This is a genomic window from Pseudonocardia autotrophica, assembly GCF_003945385.1.
Taxonomy (GTDB): domain Bacteria; phylum Actinomycetota; class Actinomycetes; order Mycobacteriales; family Pseudonocardiaceae; genus Pseudonocardia; species Pseudonocardia autotrophica.
In genome coordinates this window covers 7,058,532-7,075,054 of the sequence record NZ_AP018920.1, presented here as the reverse complement: position 1 = coordinate 7,075,054, position 16,523 = coordinate 7,058,532, and the positions used below count along the sequence as shown (strand labels likewise).

Sequence of the window (16,523 nt, the reverse complement as noted above, 5' to 3'; positions counted from 1 at the left end):
ATCGTTATTTCTGAGTTGCTCGTGCCGTCTCAGGCGGCGATGTCGGGAGCTCGGAGGTGGTGCTCTGTCCCGGATTGGTAGACTGCCACTGCGGTGAGCGCGTCCAGTTCCTTGTGTGGAGGTGCGATCAGCTGGATCGAGGTCGGACAACCTGCGCGGTCGAGCCCCGATGGAAATGCTACGGCCGGCACGCCGGCGAGGTTACAGACCATTCCGGCTCGGGACTGGACGTCGTGCATCGGCTTCGGGACGCCATCGATTTGGATGGTCAGGTCGTCGAGGTTCGGTGCCGTTCCCGGGGTGGTGGGAACGGCAATGAGATCTACCTTCGAGAATGCCTCGGCGAAATTTTGTTGCAGCTGGAATCGATACTGCAGTGCTCGGATATAGTCCGTGGCCGACGTGAGAACTCCCTCGCTGAGTCGACGGACCATGACCGGGTCGCACCGGCCCAGTCGGTCCGCGTTGACGCGGTGGACTGCGGCGGCCTCGGTGAACAAGAGGAGGTAGCCGATCTGCATTGCATCGGGCGCCAGCGGCAACATCACGTCGGAGACGAGGGCGCCGGCGGAGCGCAGCGCATTGACGGCGGACTCGAAGTTCTGCCGGACGTCGCTGTCACAGTCCTCGAGGAAGTAGTCGCGTGCGATGCCGATCCGTACCCCTTCGAGGTCGTTGGGAACGTGCCCGGATGCGAGAGTGTCCAGGCCGTCGGCCGGGGTGGGCACCGAGCGTGGATCCGCGGTGTCCAGCCCGCGCAGCACCGCGAAGAAGCGGGCCACATCCGTGGCGCTGCGTCCGATGGGGCCCACCGTCTCGGTGGTCCACGACAGGGGGAGCACCCCGGTCCGGGGCACAGCTCCGGTCGTGGTCTTGAGCCCGGTCAGACCGCACCAGGAGGCGGGCATGCGGATCGAGCCGGCTGCGTCCGACCCGATGGCGAGCGGGTACATCCGCGCGGCCACTGACGCCGCGGCGCCTGTCGAGGATCCTCCGCTCCAGCGAGTCAGATCCCAGGGGTTGCGCACGGCACCGAACGTCGGGTTGTGGGGGCCGCCGATGGCGAACTCGGTCGTGGCGTCCTTCGCGATCACCACGCCGCCCGCGTTCTCGGTCCGGCGGATCACCTCGGCATCGCGGTCGGCGATGTGGTCGAGATACAGAGCCGAGCCGCCAGTGGTCGGGACACCTGCGATGTCGGCGACGTCCTTGACCCCTATCGGCACACCCTCGAGGGGACGCGGTGCCCCTTCGCGCCATCGGCGTTCGGATTCCGCGGCCGCGGCGCGGGCGCGCTCGACGAGAACGACGAGCACAGAGTTGATCTCCGGGTTTATCCTCTCGATCCGGCTGATGCAGTCCTCGACCACGTCGCGCGGTGAGAGGTCGCCGCGCCGATAGAGTTCCTGGAGCTGGAGGGCATCGCATTCGTGCGTCTGCGTGGGCCGCACCGCGCTCATCGGTTGTTGTCCTCTCCCGGGCGAAGCCACTGGTCACCGACCGCAGGATCCACCGCCTCACGGGTGGGATCGAGGGACGCACGTCGGTAGCGCTTGAGCAGGGGCTCGACCCTGAGCATCCGCTCGCGCATCTCGGTCTGCTGGGCTGTGCTCAGGACGAAGCCAAGGCGTGTGGCCTCGCGTCTCAGCACGTTCTCGTTCTCGAGTTCGTCGGAAGTCACCGATCTCCGTCCGTTCGTTGTCGGCGAGCCAGCGTGTCCGTTCCCGGAGCGGGTCACGCTGCACTCTCCGCGGACAGACCTGCGGCGATGAACGCGGCGACCTGGGCGATACGCCGCCCCTGGATGCGGCACGCCTCGAGCGTCGATTCGTCGGGCGCGGCCGAGCGACGCGAGACGAATGAACTCCCGTACGGGTTCCCCGAGTCGAGAAGATGCTTGTCAGCGGCGTAACCGAGCGGGAGGACGATGGACCCCCAGTGGTAGAAGATGTTGTTCATCGCCAGGACGGTGGACTCCAGGCCACCGTGTGCCGTGGACGCGGTTGTGAACGCGGTGGTGACCTTGTTCGCCAACGCGCCCCTCGCCCACAGGCCACCCGAAGAGTCGAGGAACGACTTCAGCTGCGCAGCCGGGCCCCCGAAGCGGGTCGGGCTACCCAGCGCGATGCCGTCGGCCCACTCGAGGTCGGCGAGCGCAGGCGCCGGTGCCCGATCGCTGGAGTCGACATACGCCCGCCAGCGAGGGTTGGAATTGATGGCCTCCTGCGGTGCCGTCTCGACTGCCTGTCGGAGCCGGATCTCGGCGCCCGTCTCCGAAGCACCGTCAGCCAAAGCTGACGCCATCGCAGCCGTGTTACCGGTTGCGCTGTAGTAGAGGGCGAGGACCTTGACGCTCACGAAGTTCCTTTCGGCAGAAGCAGTGACAGCGATCGCCAGAGCGAGCCGGATGTCGTGACGAGGTGACCGTTGTCGGGGTTCGGCCGTAACAAGCCGGGATGCGCCGGGTCCGTGGGGAGGGTCGGCGACGAGAAGCGGCAGCTCGAACACATCAGGAACCGGACGCCTCTGTGGGAAGGCACGACTGATCGGTCCGTCACAAGAGGGCGCCGAGCGGCGCGAGTCGGGCGGCGTTCTCCTGGGGGCAACGCGTATGCGGCGGGCTCCCCGCGCCGGCTGGCGGCACTGCTCCTCCTCGAGTCTTCGTCGACATCAGGCTGGTTGCGAGGCAGTGAATCAGTCGTGCCCTCTCTGCCAAGATCACCTGAGACAGGTTGAAGTCAGCGGTTCACAGTAGAGGGCGTGATCGGAGATCCTGGTGCTCGTGTCATCGGAGGAGCGTCGCGGTGCGGGGGCCGGCAGCAGCGGGTCGACGGCGTCGTCGTCGGGTCCGCGGTCGGCTGGTGGTCCGTCGCCGCGTCCGTCGCGTAGGTCGTTCAGCGCGGAATACAAGCTGGCGATCGTCGCGGAGTATGAGAACGCGCCGAACGGTGAGAAGGGCGCGGTCCTGCGCCGGGAGGGCCTGTATTCGTCGCACGTGATCGAGTGGACCCGGGCCCGGGACGTCGGCGCGCTGGAGGGCGTAGCCGATTCGAGGCGGTCGGCGAAACGTCCGAAGCGGTCGGCGGAGGCGGCCGAGTTGGAACGGCTCCGGGCCCGGAACGCGAAACTCGAATCCGACCTGACGAAGACGCGGACCGCGTTGGACATCATGGGAAAAGCGCACGCGCTCTTGGAGCAGCTGTCCGAGAGCGCGGACGACCAGGAACCACCGGCGCCGCGGAAGCGGCGTTGAACGGCGCGTTCACCGAGTTGCGCGCCGCTGAGGTGTCGATCAAGGCGGCGTGCGCGTTGACCGGTCGGTCGCGGGCCACGCACTACCGCCGCGCCGACCCGGCGGGGGTGACGCTCGGGCCGCTGCACGGCCCGCACCGTGCGCGCCGGCTCCCGCCCTCGACGATCACCGACGACGAGCGTGCCGCCGTGCTCGCGCTGCTGAACTCCGAGGACTACCGGGATCTGGCCATTCCGCAGGTGTGGGCCCGGGAGCTCGACGAGGGCCGGTGGTGGTGCTCGCAGTCGAGCATGTACCGGATCGCCCGCGCAGCGGGTCAGAACCGGGAACGGCGCGCCCAGGCCACGCATCCGCCGCGGGTGCGCCCGGAGCTGGTCGCTCATGGCCCGAGCGAGGTGTGGTCGTGGGACATCACCGCGCTGAAGGGCCCGCGGAAGGGCGAGTGGTACAAGCTGTATGTGGTGCTCGACATCTTCTCCCGCTACGTAGTCGGATGGCTCGCCGCGAACGCTGAGGATGCCGTCGTGGCGAAGGATTTCCTCGCCGACGCAGTCGCCCGCAACCACGTCATCCCGCAGACGATTCATGCCGACCGGGGCGGGTCGATGACCTCGAAACCGGTATCGGAGCTGATGGTCGATCTCGGTATCTGCCGGTCACATTCCCGGCCGCAGTGCTCGAATGACAACCCGTTCTCCGAGGCGCAGTTCAAGACGCTGAAGTACGTGCCGGACTTCCCGGACCGGTTCGGCTCGCTCGCTGATGCCCGCGCGTTCTGCGAGCGGTTCTTCGAGCACTACAACCACGAGCATCGGCACTCCGGCATCGGCATGCACACCCCGGCGTCGATCCACTTCGACACCGCGACCGAGGTCCGGGCTCAGCGTCAGACCGTCCTCGACCGCGCACACGCCCAGTATCCCGAGCGATTCAGTCGCCGGCCCAGCCCGCCGCGCCTGCCCGAGCAGGCGTGGATCAATCAACCCGTCCTACAGCCAACTCAGTAAGATCAACTGTCTCAGTTGACTTGACAGCTACCGGTGCGCCTAGTCTCGTCGGCAAGATGTCCGGGTCGTTCAGCTATGGCTCGACTAGCCAGACGGGCAGTCGCGGAGGCCGGAGCTCGTCGTTGCTCGCGGGATCGGCGATCCTGCCCGTGGGAGGTGGCGTGGATGGAGTACGTGGTCGACGGCGGCGGGTCGCGGGCGATCCACGATGCTCTTGGTCCCGTCCTCGAGGAGGTCCGAGTCCTGCTGGCCGCCGACATGGGCCTGGTTCTGTACCGGCCGAGGCGCCGCAGCGACGAGTTGATGGCGCTCGCCTCGGCCGCCGTCGATCCGGCCGCCGCGTTCCTGGCCAACGAGCCGGTGACGACGAGTCGCCCTCTCCCCGGGCGCAAGCCTCGTGTCGTGGTGGAGCTCGAGGTCCGCTCGGCCATGCGCGAGCTCAGGGCACGGTTCGCCACCGCCCTGGTGATTCCCTGGCGTGACGCATCGGGGATCGGCACCGTCCTGGTCGGCCAGACGGGGGGGCGCGCGCCGACGCCTTGGGGCGAGGACCCGACGGCCCGCAGCGAGCTGGGGCGGTTGGTGGCGGCGACCGTGCGTAGCGGTCGAGAGACCGGGTCGCGGCAGGTCGACCGGGAGCTACGCGAAGCCGCCCGTAGGGTCGCCGAAGCCGCCGTCGAAGCAACCGACGTCCGCGCCGCGATCGCAGCTGTCCTCGACGCCGCTCACCTCCTCGTCGGGTCCGAGGTCGCCTACCTGTCGCTTCCCGACGGCGGACCGGACACCTTCGCTTTCGATCAGATGCTGGGGATCAGGACCCCGGACTTCCGGCACGTACGGGTGCACCACGGACAGGGCCTCGGTGGACTCGCCCGCGCAGTGCAACGACCGGTGCGCTCCGCCAACTACGCAGAGGACGAGCGCCTCCACGCTGCTCCCGTCACGATCACCCGAGGCGAGGGCATCGTCTCGGCTATGGCGGCACCCATCACAGTCGACGATCATGTGGCCGGCGTGCTGTACGTCGGTGACCGGCAGATGCGGGCGTTCACCCAGGTCGACGAGGATCTTCTGGCGGAGTTCACCGATCATGCCGCGCTCGGCCTGCGCAGGCGGCTCGCAGAGAACCAGCGGGCCGACGCTCTGGAACGACGGATCCGAGAGGACGTGGCCTACAACTTGCACGACACTGTGGTCCGCGGACTGATCACCATCGGCTTCCGTGCCGAGCAAGCTCGCTACGCCGTGGGTACGAGCGAGGTCGCTGCCGATCTTGCAACGATCGCTGAAGCTGCGGAGTCCTGCCTCGGACAACTGCGCGGAGAAGTCGGCAGCCTCCTCAGCCGCGGCGATATCGGCGGCGTCCGGGCATCCGAAGTGCTCGAGCAGATCTTGACGGCGCCGCAGGGACGGCTTTCACGTTCTCCTGAGCTCGATGGTGAAGACATCGAGCTCGCTCGTGCTTCAGCGGAGGCCCTGGTACGTGTCGGGCTGGAAGCCGTCACCAACGCAGAAAGACACTCCGGCGGGCATCATGTGATCATTCGTCTGGTACCCGGATCTCTCACCAGCCGCCTGCTGGTCGTCGATGACGGTGCCGGCCGAGTCGAAACAGGAGAAGGGCCCGGAGGACCCACCACCGATCACCCTCATCTGGGGTTGCAGGCTATGAGGGCCGCGGTCGAACGGGTGGACGGGCGTCTGGCCGTGCACAAGGCCGACCCGCTTGGGATCGAGGTCCACGCGGCCGTCCCGACATGGCCGGGACCGGGAAGGATCTCCTCGTGATCGGATTCTGCGTCGTCGACGACCACGAGATCGTGCACGACGGTCTCCAGGCGATGGCCGAGCGCGAACCAGACCTCGAGTTCCTCGGGGCGGCGACCACAAGGAACGACGGTGCGTCCCTGATCGCTCGCGTGCAGCCAGACGTCGCCATCGTCGACCTGCGGATCGGCGAGCACTCCACCGGCAGCGGGATCGACCTGTGCCGGGAGATCACCGCGTGTGACACCGCCCCCGCGGTGATCCTATTCAGCGCGTACGGCAACACGGAACTGCTCTCCCAGGCCATCGACGCCGGAGCCTCCGGTTACGTGGTCAAGGAAACCTCGGTCCGGCGGCTGCCGGAGATCTTACGCACGGTCCAGCAGACCGGAAGCTACTTCGACTCCGAGCTCGCCGCTCCCCTGCTGCGGCGCTCCGCCCGGGGCCGCTCCCCTGCTGCAGAGTTCGGGGAACGAGAGCTGAGCATCGTGCGTGCCATCGGTCGCGGCGCAGACAACCACGAGATCGGGGCACTTCTCCACATCAGCCCACATACCGTGAAGTACCACGTGGCATCGATGATGCGTCGCCATCACGTGCGCCGGCGCGCCGAGCTGGTCCGCGTCGCCGCCGATCTGCACCTTCTCGATCCGTAGACCTGCGTTGGGCCGAGCCGACGGCAGTGCCTGACCACGCCGCGCGTCCACTCAAAGCAGTGTCCGCCCCGCATCGACGTTGCTCCGTGTGACTGTACTTACCACCCGGCATCCGGTCTCAGAGGCCGACGCTCCTGGGACAAGCCATGATGCGGTCGACGCATTGATATGCCTCCGAAGAGTCATTTCACACATCGACAGTCACGGCCCAGACTCACAGGCGAGCGTGCATCCCGTTCGGCTCCCGCTCTGGCCACGACGGGCACCGCCTTGCCATGACTCCCGTACGTCACGACCGTCGAGAACTGCCGGACCCGGACCCGCCACTCGTCCACCGTCCGGTCTTCGTTGAGAGGCCATCTGCATGACCCGCACCCTTGCCGCGGAGACACCGCCGCTGGACGGCATAACCGTCGTCAGTCTGGAACAGGCAGTCGCTGCGCCGTTCGCGACCCGCCAGCTCGCTGACCTCGGTGCCCGCGTCATCAAGATCGAGCGACCGGACGGGGGTGACTTCGCCCGCGGATACGACGAAGCCGTCCATGGCAACGCCAGCTACTTCGTATGGCTCAACCGCGGTAAGGAATCGCTCACCCTTGACGTCAAGTCCGAGCAGGGTCGGCAGATCCTCACCGAACTGCTCGACACCGCGGACGTCCTGGTCCAGAACCTCGGCCCCGGAGCCGCAGGTCGGCTCGGGCTCGACCCGGCAACGCTGGCCGAGCACCACCCACGGGTCATCCCGTGCTCGGTCACCGGGTGGGGGTCGACGGGCCCCTGGGCGAACCGCAAGGCCTACGACCTGCTGGTCCAATGCGAGACTGGGCTGCTTTCGGTCACCGGCACCGCCGAACACATGGCCAAGGTCGGAATCTCCGTCGCCGACATCGCCGCCGGCATGTACGCCCATTCCGGGATCCTTACCGCGCTGCTGCGCCGGGCCACCACGGGGGCAGTATCGGCGGTCGAAGTGTCGCTGTTCGAAGCGCTCGCCGAATGGATGAGCAATCCCGTCTACTACGCCCACTACTCGGGCCGGACCCCGCCGCGGTCGGGTGCCCGGCACGCCACGATCGCGCCGTACGGTCCGTTCGGTACCGCCGACGGCACGATCCTGCTGGTCGTCCAGAACGACCGCGAATGGCGTCGGCTGTGTGCCGAAGTTCTCGGTGGCCCGGCGATCGCCGACGACACACGCTTTGCCACGAACTCGGCCCGGCTCGCCCATCGCGATGAGCTGGACACGTTGATCGCCATCCGGCTGTCCGCGCTACCGACGTCGCAGGCCAAGCAGCTGCTCGACGATGCCGGCATCGCCAACGCCGGCATCAACGACGTCGCCGACCTCGCGACTCACCCAGTCCTCGCAGGCCGTCACCGCTGGCATGAAGTCGGCATACCCGGCGCGACGATGCAGGCACTGCAGCCACCGGTTGATCTGGCCGGTGTCGCGCCGGTCATGGGAGATGTGCCCGCGCTGGGCGCGCATACCGACACCATCCTGGCCGAGCTCGGCCACGGCGACCGGATCGCCCTGCTCCGTGCCGCCCACGTCGTCTGATCGGCCCGACCAGCACGAGAGTAGGAGATTCGTCTGATGAGTGTGTTGAGCATCGAGGAGCAGGCCGTCGTCGACACCGTGCGCGACTTCGTCGACCGGGAGGTGAAGCCCGCGGTCAACGAGGTCGAGCAGCGCGACGAGTACCCCGAGAAGTGGATCGAGCAGATGAAGGAGCTCGGCATCTACGGGCTCGCGATCCCCGAGCCCTGGGGCGAGGCCCCGGTGTCGATGCCCTGCTACGCCCTGGTCACCGCCGAGCTCGCCCGCGGCTGGATGAGCCTGGCCGGCGCCATGGGCGGGCACACCGTGGTCGCCAAGCTGCTCGTCGAGTTCGGGACCCGGGAGCAGCAGGACCGCTACCTGCCCCGGATGGCGACCGGCGAGCTGCGCGCCACGATGGCGCTGACCGAGCCCGGCGGTGGCTCGGACCTGCAGAACATGGCCACCCACGCCCGCCTCGAGTCGTCCCCCGACGGCGACCACTACGTGGTCAACGGGTCCAAGACCTGGATCTCCAACGCGCGCCGCTCCGGGCTGATCGCCCTGCTGTGCAAGACCGACCCGGCCGCCGAGCCCAAGCACCGCGGGATCTCGGTCCTGCTCGTCGAGCACGGTCCCGGGCTGACCGTCTCCAAGGACCTGCACAAGCTCGGTTACAAGGGCGTCGAGACCTGTGAGCTGGTCTTCGAGGACATGCGGGTGCCCGCCGAGGCCGTCCTCGGCACCACGCCCGGCAAGGGCTTCGGCCAGATGATGAAGGGCCTCGAGACCGGCCGGATCCAGGTCGCCTCGCGTGCGCTGGGCGTCGCCGACGCCGCACTGACCGACGCACTGCGCTACTCCCAGGAACGCGAGAGCTTCGGCAAGCCGATCTGGCAGCACCAGTCGGTCGGCAACTACCTCGCCGACATGGCCACCAAGATCACCGCCGCCCGCCAGCTCCTCCTCTACGCCGCGGGCAGGTACGACGCCGGTGAGCGCTGCGACATGGAGGCGGGCATGGCCAAGCTGTTCACCTCCGAGATCGCGATGGAGGTCGCGCTCAACGCCGTGCGGATCCACGGCGGCTACGGCTACTCGACCGAGTTCGACGTCGAACGCTACTTCCGCGACGCCCCGCTGATGATCGTCGGCGAGGGCACCAACGAGATCCAGCGCAACGTGATCGCCGCCCAGATGGTCAAGCGCGGCGGGCTGGACCGGACGTGACCCCGTACCCGCCGTCTGCAGTCGAGCGACCGCACGAAGGGTCACGCATCGCCGCCACACCCCACGAGATCGAAGAGGCACAGAGGCCCTTGATGAAGATTGTGACCCTGGTGAAGCAGGTGGCCGATACCTACTCGGAGCGGAAGCTGTCCGACTCCGACCACACCCTCGACCGTGAGGGTACCGAGGCGGTCATCGACGAGATCAACGAGCGCGCCGTGGAGCAGGCTCTCCTGTTGAAGGAGGCTGCCGGTGACGGCGAGGTCGTCGTGGTGTGCATGGGCCCGGACCGGGCCTCGGACGCGATCCGCAAGGCGCTGTCGATGGGCGCGGTCTCGGCGGTGCACCTGTCGGACGAGGCGATCCACGGCTCGTGCGCGGTGCAGACCGCGCGGGCGCTGACCACGCTGATCGGCACCGTCGAGGGCTGGGACCTGGTCATCGCCGGTAACTCGGCGTCGGACGGTCAGGTCGCCGCGGTGCCGGCGATGGTGGCGGACCTGCTGGGTGTGCCGGCGTTGACGTGGGCGAACGAGCTGTCGGTGTCGGGTTCGACGGTGACGGCGAAGCGGGAGACCGACGACGGTGTGACGCACCTGTCGGCGGAGCTGCCGGCGGTGGTGTCGGTGGGTGAGAAGTCCAACGAGCCGCGCTACCCCTCCTTCAAGGGGATCATGGCGGCGAAGAAGAAGCCGGTGAACAACCTGGATCTGGCCGGGGCCGGGATCGACGCCTCCGAGGTGGGTCTGGCCAACGCGCTGGTGAGCGTGACGAGCTCGGCGCCGAAGCCGCCGAAGCAGGCCGGCGAGAAGGTCACCGACGAGGGCGACGGCGGCGCGAAGATCGCCGAGTACCTGGTCGGCCAGAAGCTGATCTGACCCGTTTCCACGGTTCGACGACCACCACTTCTTCCCTAGTACTCTAGCCGCAGTTCGTGATGTTGGTTGCGCTAGGCTTCGATCTTGTGAAGGAAGAGGAGGATCTCGAGGCGTGGGCCGGTGGCCTGGACGGGCTGTTCGGGTTGGTGGCGGGCCGGTTCTTCCGGCCCGAGCCGCGGCGGCGGGCACGGGCGTATGTGCGTGGGTTGCTCGCACCGTTGGCCGGGAAGAACGGGTGGACGCTGGCCGAGGTCGCCGGCGACACGACCCCGGACGGCATGCAGCGGCTGCTCAACTCCGCGACCTGGGACACCGACGGGGTGCGCGATGACCTGCGCGACTACGTCGCAGAGCGTCTCGGTGAGCCCGGCGGGGTACTGATCGTCGATGAGACCGGGTTCCTGAAGAAGGGGACGAAGTCTGCAGGGGTGCAGCGCCAGTACTCGGGCACTGCCGGGCGGGTGGAGAATTGCCAGCTCGGGGTGTTCTGTGCCTATGCCACGAGCAAAGGCCGCACGTTGATCGACCGGGAGCTGTATCTGCCGAAGTCCTGGGTCGGTGACCGCGAGCGCTGCCGGGAAGCGGCGGTACCCGACGAGGTCGAGTTCGCCACCAAGGCGACGCTGGCCAAGAGCATGCTCGCCCGAGCCCTCGACGCCGGTGTCCCCGCGTCCTGGGTGGCCGCCGACGAGGCCTACGGACAGGACTGCAAGTTCCGTTCCTGGTGTGAGCAGCGCCGGATCGGCTATGTCGTTGCCGTACCGCGTAGCCAGTCCATCCCGCTCTCGCCCGGTGCCGACCTCACAGCTGACATCGCTGGGTTGGTCGGGTCACGACGTGCTGATGACCTGGTCGCACGGGCCCCAGAGCAGGCGTGGAAGCGCCGCTCTGCCGGGCCCGGAGCCAAGGGCGAGCGGCTCTATGACTGGGCGGTGGCCGGCCTGCACCCGCCCCCGGATGCGCCCGCTGGGTGGGGACGCTGGCTCTTGGTCCGGCGCCAGATCCTCACCGACACCCAACTCGAGTCCGGTATGGAGCCGGAGTTGGCCTACTACCTGTGCGCCGGCCCGCCCGGCACCACCGACGACGACCTCATCCGGGTCGCCGGCGCCCGCTGGGCGATCGAGGAGTGCTTCCAGACCGCGAAGAACGAGGTCGGGCTCGACCAGTACCAGGTCCGCCGCTACGACGCCTGGTACCGCCACATCACCCTGGTCATGCTCGCCCACGCCTACCTCTCGGTCACCGCGGCGATCGCCCCAAAAGACCTGGTAACGGGCTCATCCCGCTCACCCTCGCCGAACTCCGACGTCTCCTGGCGCCCCTGATCCACACCCCCGCCCGGGCCGTGGGCTGGGCCTGGTCGATCTGGCGCCGCCGTCACCAACACCGAGCCCGCGAAAGCCACTACCGACGAAGACGGATCAGATAACAAACTGCGGCTGGAGTACTAGTACTCCAGCCGCAGTTTGTTATCTGGGGACTGTCCGATCAACGGTGTAACCGGCGTTGATGGGGTTCAGGTGTTGCTCGCGACGATACGGCCTTCGAAGGTGATCGCGAACGCGTTCAGTGCCGGCTTCCAGCGCATCGACCACCGCGCCTTGCCCTTCCCGGTCGGGTCCAGGGACCGGGTGACCAGGTAGAGACACTTCAGCGCGGCCTGCTCGGTGGGGAAGTGCCCGCGGGCGCGGACCGCGCGCCGATAGCGAGCATTCAAGGACTCGATCGCGTTTGTGGAGCAGATGACGCGGCGGATCTCCACGTCGTAGTCCAGGAACGGCACGAACTCTGTCCACGCCCGCGTCCAGAGCGTCCCGATCGCCGGGTACTGGCCGCACCAGCGGGCGGCGAATTCGTCGTAGCGCGCCTGGGCCGCGGCCTCGGTGGATGCGGTGTAGACCGGCCGCAGGTCCTTGGCCATGGCCTCCCAGTCGCGGCGGGAGGCGTAGCGGAAGGTGTTGCGGATCAGGTGCAGGATGCAGGTCTGCACCACGGTGGCCGGCCAGACGGTGGTGATCGCGTCGCCGAGACCGGTCAGGCCGTCGCAGACCGCGATGCAGACGTCGGCGGTGCCGCGGTTCTTGATCTCGGTGAGCACGGCGAGCCAGTACTTCGCGCCCTCGCCGCCGACGCCGGCCCAGATCCCGAGCACGTCACGGCGACCGTCGACGGTGACGCCGATGACGACGTAGAACGGGCGGTTGGTGACCTGGCCGTCGCGGACCTTGGCTCTGGCGCACTTCGCGTGATGGTGCGCGAGTCTGGACTCAGCGGGCGTGGAGGACGCGGGTGCGGAGCAGGTCGAAACCGGCTCGGCCGAACATCTGCCGCTTCAGCATTTTGATCTTGTTGACGGTGCCCTCGACCCGTCCGGAGCTGTGCTCGAGGGTCAGCCCGGCTTGGACGGCGTCATGGTCGCGGCGCAGGTTGCGGGCGAACCTGGCGATCGGAGCGATGTCGTCGAGCTCGACCGTGTCGACCCAGGCGTCGAGCTCGTGGCCGGTGCGGCTGGTCATCATCGTGGCGAATCCGCGGACGTGGCCGGTCAGCCTGTCCAGGCCGGGGTCGGCTTTGCGTAGCCGGGCGAGCCGGACAGCGTCATCGGTGGCCAGCCGATCGGGGTGGGTCATGATCCACGAGGTGACCTCGCGGACGGTCGGGGGTTTCGGACCCGGTCTCGGGGCATGGCCACGACCGTGACGGAACCGGCGCAGGTAGCGCTGCACCGCCAGCTCGCCGCCCGGGTAGCCGAGTGCGGCGATCTCGTGGAACAGGGCTGTGGCGTTGCGCTCGCCCTCGTTCCAGCGCCGGTGTAGGTGTTCGACGTAGTCGTCGACCAGGTGTGCACGTTGCTCGGTCTTGGCGGTCAGCTCGTGCGACGAAGTGGCGTCGGCGAACTTGCGGACCGTAGCCGGGTGCAGTCCGAGCCTGCGTCCGATCGCCGCCTTCGACATACCTTGCGCCCGCAACTGCTGGACGGCCTGGTAGTTCTCGCGCAGCCGGGTCACGATCCGCTTCTCCGGGACCGCCTGCACCACCCGTGGCTCGGAGGCCGGAGCCTGCGGTAGGACAGGGTTGGCCGCGGCCAGGACACCGCGGCGGGCGAGGAGGACCTTCTCCACCGCCTCACCCAGATTCCGCCACAGATGCCACCGGTCGGCGACCTGGATCGCCTGCGGGGCGCCCTGTCGGGCGGCGTCGGCGTAGCCGCCGGCTCGGTCCCGGCAGATCACCTCGACACCTGGCCGGGTGCGCAGCCAGTCCGCGAGGGTCTCGGTCTCCCGGTCTGCGAGCAGGTCGACCGGGGCGCCGGTGAGTACGTCGATCAGCACGGTGCCGTAGATGCGGCCGCGGCGCAGCGCGAAGTCGTCGACCCCCAACACCGCCGGCGTCGCGGGCTCGGGGTCGGGCAGGCCGTGCAGCAGTCTCAACAGCCGGTCACGGCTGGTGGGCATGCCCAATCGGGTCGCCAGCCGGGCTCCCGCCCGACCCGCCAGCATCAGCGCAATTTCGGTCAGCATCTCCCGTAACAGCGAGGTGATCCGGGCGCGCGGCGCGGCAAGCCCGTCCGGCTGCTCGACGAACGTCCGCGCCGCGCACTCGGGGTTCGCGCAGAAGAACCGCCGCACCCGCAGCCGGACCCGCACTGCCCGCCCGGCGATCGGGGCGTCGGCCAGCAGCCGCTCATAACGCGAATGCACCCGCCTTGACGACTGCCTGCACCACGGACAGGCCCCCTCCTCCGCGGTCATCCGGGCGAGCACCACCACCCCGGCACCGACGTCCTCAATCGTCTGGATCTCGACCGAGTCCAGATGCGGGAGCAGCTGCGTAAGATCACATTCAAGTGATCTTGCTCCGTCGCGGACCAGAGACCGGGAGCCACGCCGGACCGCCGATCACGCGAAGTGCGCCAGAGCCCGGACCTTGACGTGGATCGCGTCGATGAAGATCACCGGATAGACCGGGTCGAGCGGTCGGTTCTGCCACTCGGTCATCTCCTCGACGACCTTGTCGGTGATGCGGGAGATGGTGTCCTTGGAGACCTTGGCACCGTAGACCTCCTCGAAGTGCGCCGCGACCTCGCCGGTGGTCAGGCCGCGCGCGGTCAGCGACAGCACGATCTCGTCGATGCCGTCCAGGCGGCGTTGCCGCTTACGCACGATCACTGGCGCGAAGCTGGCGTCACGGTCGCGTGGGACCTCGATCTCGACTGGGCCGATCTCGGTCAGAACCGTCTTCGACCTGGTGCCGTTGCGGGAGTTCTGGCCGTTGTGACCGGCCGGGTCGTGAGGTTCGTAGCCCAGGTGCTCGCTCATCTCCGCCTCCAGCGCGGTCTCGAGCACGGTCTTGGTCAACCCGGCGAGTAGACCGCCCGGGCCGACGAGCTCGACACCTTCGGCGCGGGCCGCCTCGACGAGCTGCTGGGCAAGCTGTTGCTGATCAATCCGGTCGGGCACAGGCTCGATCGTGCTGGTCATGACTGCTCCTCCCACCGAGCTGCGCTCGGCGTGTCGGACCAGTTACACCGAAGATCAGACAGTCCCGTACCTGACCGTCCCGCAGGCGGCCGAGCACCTGAACACCTCGGTTCGCTTCGTCCGCCGGCTGATCGCCGAACGCCGCATCACCTTCTTCCGGGTCGGGCGGCACGTGCGGTTCGCCGTCGCCGACCTCGACGCCTTCGTGCAGGCGGGCCGGGTCGAGCCGGTGACCGCCGCGAGCGTCTGGCGGGACCTCGGGGGTGTGGCCTGATGGGTAACCGACGAGGCCACCGCCGGTTCGGGCACGTCCGCAAGCTCCCGTCCGGCCGCTACCAGGCGAGTTACCTCGGGCCGGACGGCCAGCGCCGGACCGCATCGACCACCTTCGCGCGCAAGGCAGACGCCGACGTCTACCTGTCCCGCGTCGAGGCGACGATCAGTCAGGGTGAGTGGACGGACCCGTCCCGGGCCAAGGTCCGGCTCGTCGACTACGCCGAGAGCTGGGTCGAGCAGCGCGCCGGACTCCGGCCCCGCACCGTCGAGCTGTACCGGTGGCTGCTGGCCCGGCACATCGTCCCCACCCTCGGCGGCGTCGCGCTCGGCGAGTTGACCACGGCGCTCGTCCGGCAGTGGCGGGCCGACCTGCTCGTCGCCGGGGTCTCCCAGACGATGGCGGCCAAGGCGTACCGGCTGCTCCGGGCCGTGCTGAACACCGCCGTCGAGGAGGATCGCATCCTCACCCGGAACCCGTGCCGGGTGCGTGGCGCCGACCAGGAGAACCCGGCGGAACGGCCGGTCCTGACGCTGCCGCAGGTGTTCGAGCTGGCCGACGCGATGCGCTACCGGCGGCTGCGGATGCTGATCATCGTGACCGCGTTCGCGACGCTGCGGTGGGGAGAGGCGACAGCGTTGCGACGGCAGGACGTCGCCCCCGACGGGAGCTGGCTGCGAGTGAGCGTCGCCCACACCGAGGTCGTCGGTCGGGGGATCGTCGTCGGCCCGCCCAAGTCCCGGGCAGGAGTCCGGACGGTCAGCATCCCGACCGCCGTTCGCCCGGAGCTGGTCGAGCACCTACGCACCTACGTCGGTCCGGGCCCGGACGCGCTGCTGTTCACCGGGCCCAAGGGCGGGGCACTGCGCCGGGCGCACTTCAACAACCTGGTCCGCTGGGTCGAGACCGTGAAGAAGATCGGCGCGCCCGGCCTGCACTTCCACGACCTACGGCACACCGGCAACCTCTGGGCCGCCCAGACCGGCGCGAGCACCAAGGACCTGATGTCCCGGATGGGGCACGACGACATGCGGGCGGCCCTGATCTACCAGCGTGCGACCAGCTCGGCCGATCGCCGTATCGCCGACGGGCTGAGCGGCCTGGTCGACGACCACCGACGTGGGGTCACGCGCTCACAGGACGACGAGCGCGATCCGCCGGTCGCTGGGTGAGCCACCCCGAATCGCACGTTGATAGCACGCAAGGCCGTTCAGCGAGAACGACGAAGGCCCAGGCTCGGTGGTAAATCCACCGCTGACCTGGGCCTTCGTTGATGGAGCGGATGACGGGAATCGAACCCGCGTATTCAGCTTGGGAAGCTGATGTTCTACCATTGAACTACATCCGCACGGTGCACGATCACCTTAGCACCAGCTGTCGGCGACCTGTCATGGGCCACCACACCCCGGTCGTCGCAGGATCCGACCACCCGGC

Annotated in this window: 14 protein-coding genes, 1 tRNA gene and 2 pseudogenes; 10 read left to right on the top strand and 7 right to left on the bottom strand. The window is 68.4% G+C overall.

From position 1 onward, the window contains the following. Positions 1–29 precede the first annotated feature (29 nt). From Pdca_RS33000 to wrbA, 3 genes are read right to left on the bottom strand one after another with little or no spacing between them, the layout of a single operon-like run. The gene (locus tag Pdca_RS33000; RefSeq protein WP_085916897.1) at positions 30–1,460 is read right to left on the bottom strand and encodes an amidase; all 1,431 of its coding nucleotides are present in this window, start codon (positions 1,458–1,460) and stop codon (positions 30–32) included. After that, positions 1,457–1,681, bottom strand: a complete 225-nt coding sequence (locus Pdca_RS32995) for a hypothetical protein (RefSeq protein WP_085916898.1) — start codon at positions 1,679–1,681, stop codon at positions 1,457–1,459. The genes Pdca_RS33000 and Pdca_RS32995 overlap by 4 nt, the downstream gene beginning before the upstream one ends. 53 nt (positions 1,682–1,734) lie before the next feature. After that, on the bottom strand, positions 1,735–2,358 hold the full coding sequence (wrbA, locus tag Pdca_RS32990) for an NAD(P)H:quinone oxidoreductase (RefSeq protein ID WP_085916899.1): 624 nt from the start codon (positions 2,356–2,358) through the stop codon (positions 1,735–1,737). Positions 2,359–2,776: 418 nt separating this feature from the next. On the opposite strand from wrbA, the gene Pdca_RS36180 reads away from it, so the two are divergent. The 8 genes from Pdca_RS36180 to Pdca_RS32950 all read left to right on the top strand — a co-directional run bounded on the left by Pdca_RS36180 (position 2,777) and on the right by Pdca_RS32950 (position 11,659). Further along, positions 2,777–3,253, top strand: a complete 477-nt coding sequence (locus tag Pdca_RS36180) for a transposase (protein WP_179956585.1) — start codon at positions 2,777–2,779, stop codon at positions 3,251–3,253. Beyond that, a complete protein-coding gene (locus Pdca_RS32980; RefSeq protein WP_125911267.1) occupies positions 3,250–4,260 on the top strand; it encodes an IS3 family transposase in 1,011 nt (336 codons plus the stop codon). The genes Pdca_RS36180 and Pdca_RS32980 overlap by 4 nt, the downstream gene beginning before the upstream one ends. Before the next feature lie 165 nt (positions 4,261–4,425). Next, a complete protein-coding gene (locus Pdca_RS32975; RefSeq protein ID WP_158092389.1) occupies positions 4,426–6,048 on the top strand; it encodes a GAF domain-containing sensor histidine kinase in 1,623 nt (540 codons plus the stop codon). Beyond that, on the top strand, positions 6,018–6,683 hold the full coding sequence (locus Pdca_RS32970) for a response regulator transcription factor (RefSeq protein WP_269462826.1): 666 nt from the start codon (positions 6,018–6,020) through the stop codon (positions 6,681–6,683). Before Pdca_RS32975 ends, Pdca_RS32970 begins: the two co-directional genes overlap by 31 nt. 364 nt (positions 6,684–7,047) lie before the next feature. After that, entirely contained in the window at positions 7,048–8,244 is a 1,197-nt protein-coding gene (locus Pdca_RS32965) for a CaiB/BaiF CoA transferase family protein (protein ID WP_085916873.1), read from the top strand. A gap of 36 nt (positions 8,245–8,280) precedes the next feature. Beyond that, positions 8,281–9,453, top strand: coding sequence for an acyl-CoA dehydrogenase family protein (locus Pdca_RS32960; RefSeq protein WP_085916872.1), 1,173 nt, complete (start codon positions 8,281–8,283; stop codon positions 9,451–9,453). A gap of 89 nt (positions 9,454–9,542) precedes the next feature. Further along, positions 9,543–10,331 (top strand): electron transfer flavoprotein subunit beta/FixA family protein, encoded by a 789-nt coding sequence (locus Pdca_RS32955; protein ID WP_166665881.1) that lies wholly within the window; start codon positions 9,543–9,545, stop codon positions 10,329–10,331. A 59-nt stretch (positions 10,332–10,390) separates the two neighbouring features. Further along, positions 10,391–11,659, top strand: coding sequence for an IS701 family transposase (locus Pdca_RS32950; protein ID WP_408635061.1), 1,269 nt, complete (start codon positions 10,391–10,393; stop codon positions 11,657–11,659). Between the two features lie 191 nt (positions 11,660–11,850). On the opposite strand, the pseudogene Pdca_RS32945 reads toward Pdca_RS32950, so the two are convergent. From Pdca_RS32945 to Pdca_RS32935, 3 genes and pseudogenes are all read right to left on the bottom strand, one after another. Then, a pseudogene (locus Pdca_RS32945) lies at positions 11,851–12,561 on the bottom strand (IS256 family transposase); the annotation flags it as partial. Positions 12,562–12,601: 40 nt separating this feature from the next. After that, positions 12,602–14,086, bottom strand: coding sequence for an ISL3 family transposase (locus Pdca_RS32940; RefSeq protein ID WP_125911562.1), 1,485 nt, complete (start codon positions 14,084–14,086; stop codon positions 12,602–12,604). Positions 14,087–14,254: 168 nt separating this feature from the next. After that, positions 14,255–14,815, bottom strand: a pseudogene (locus tag Pdca_RS32935) (IS256 family transposase); the annotation flags it as partial. Positions 14,816–14,885: 70 nt separating this feature from the next. On the opposite strand from Pdca_RS32935, the gene Pdca_RS32930 reads away from it, so the two are divergent. Beyond that, positions 14,886–15,089, top strand: coding sequence for a helix-turn-helix domain-containing protein (locus Pdca_RS32930; RefSeq protein WP_373865518.1), 204 nt, complete (start codon positions 14,886–14,888; stop codon positions 15,087–15,089). Beyond that, positions 15,089–16,261, top strand: a complete 1,173-nt coding sequence (locus Pdca_RS32925; protein ID WP_166665880.1) for a tyrosine-type recombinase/integrase — start codon at positions 15,089–15,091, stop codon at positions 16,259–16,261. Before Pdca_RS32930 ends, Pdca_RS32925 begins: the two co-directional genes overlap by 1 nt. A gap of 102 nt (positions 16,262–16,363) precedes the next feature. Here the strand turns inward: Pdca_RS32925 and Pdca_RS32920 are convergent. Further along, positions 16,364–16,437, bottom strand: a tRNA-Gly gene (locus Pdca_RS32920). Positions 16,438–16,523: the final 86 nt, after the last annotated feature.

Excerpts from the sequence above, each read along its gene's own strand:
- Pdca_RS33000 (WP_085916897.1), bottom strand. The coding sequence starts at position 1,460 with ATGAGCGCGGTGCGGCCCACGCAGACGCACGAATGCGATGCCCTCCAG.
- Pdca_RS32975 (WP_158092389.1), top strand. The coding sequence starts at position 4,426 with ATGGAGTACGTGGTCGACGGCGGCGGGTCGCGGGCGATCCACGATGCT.
- Pdca_RS32970 (WP_269462826.1), top strand. The coding sequence starts at position 6,018 with ATGGCCGGGACCGGGAAGGATCTCCTCGTGATCGGATTCTGCGTCGTC.
- Pdca_RS32965 (WP_085916873.1), top strand. The coding sequence starts at position 7,048 with ATGACCCGCACCCTTGCCGCGGAGACACCGCCGCTGGACGGCATAACC.
- Pdca_RS32960 (WP_085916872.1), top strand. The coding sequence starts at position 8,281 with ATGAGTGTGTTGAGCATCGAGGAGCAGGCCGTCGTCGACACCGTGCGC.
- Pdca_RS32950 (WP_408635061.1), top strand. The coding sequence starts at position 10,391 with ATGTTGGTTGCGCTAGGCTTCGATCTTGTGAAGGAAGAGGAGGATCTC.
- Pdca_RS32940 (WP_125911562.1), bottom strand. The coding sequence starts at position 14,086 with ATGACCGCGGAGGAGGGGGCCTGTCCGTGGTGCAGGCAGTCGTCAAGG.
- Pdca_RS32925 (WP_166665880.1), top strand. The coding sequence starts at position 15,089 with ATGGGTAACCGACGAGGCCACCGCCGGTTCGGGCACGTCCGCAAGCTC.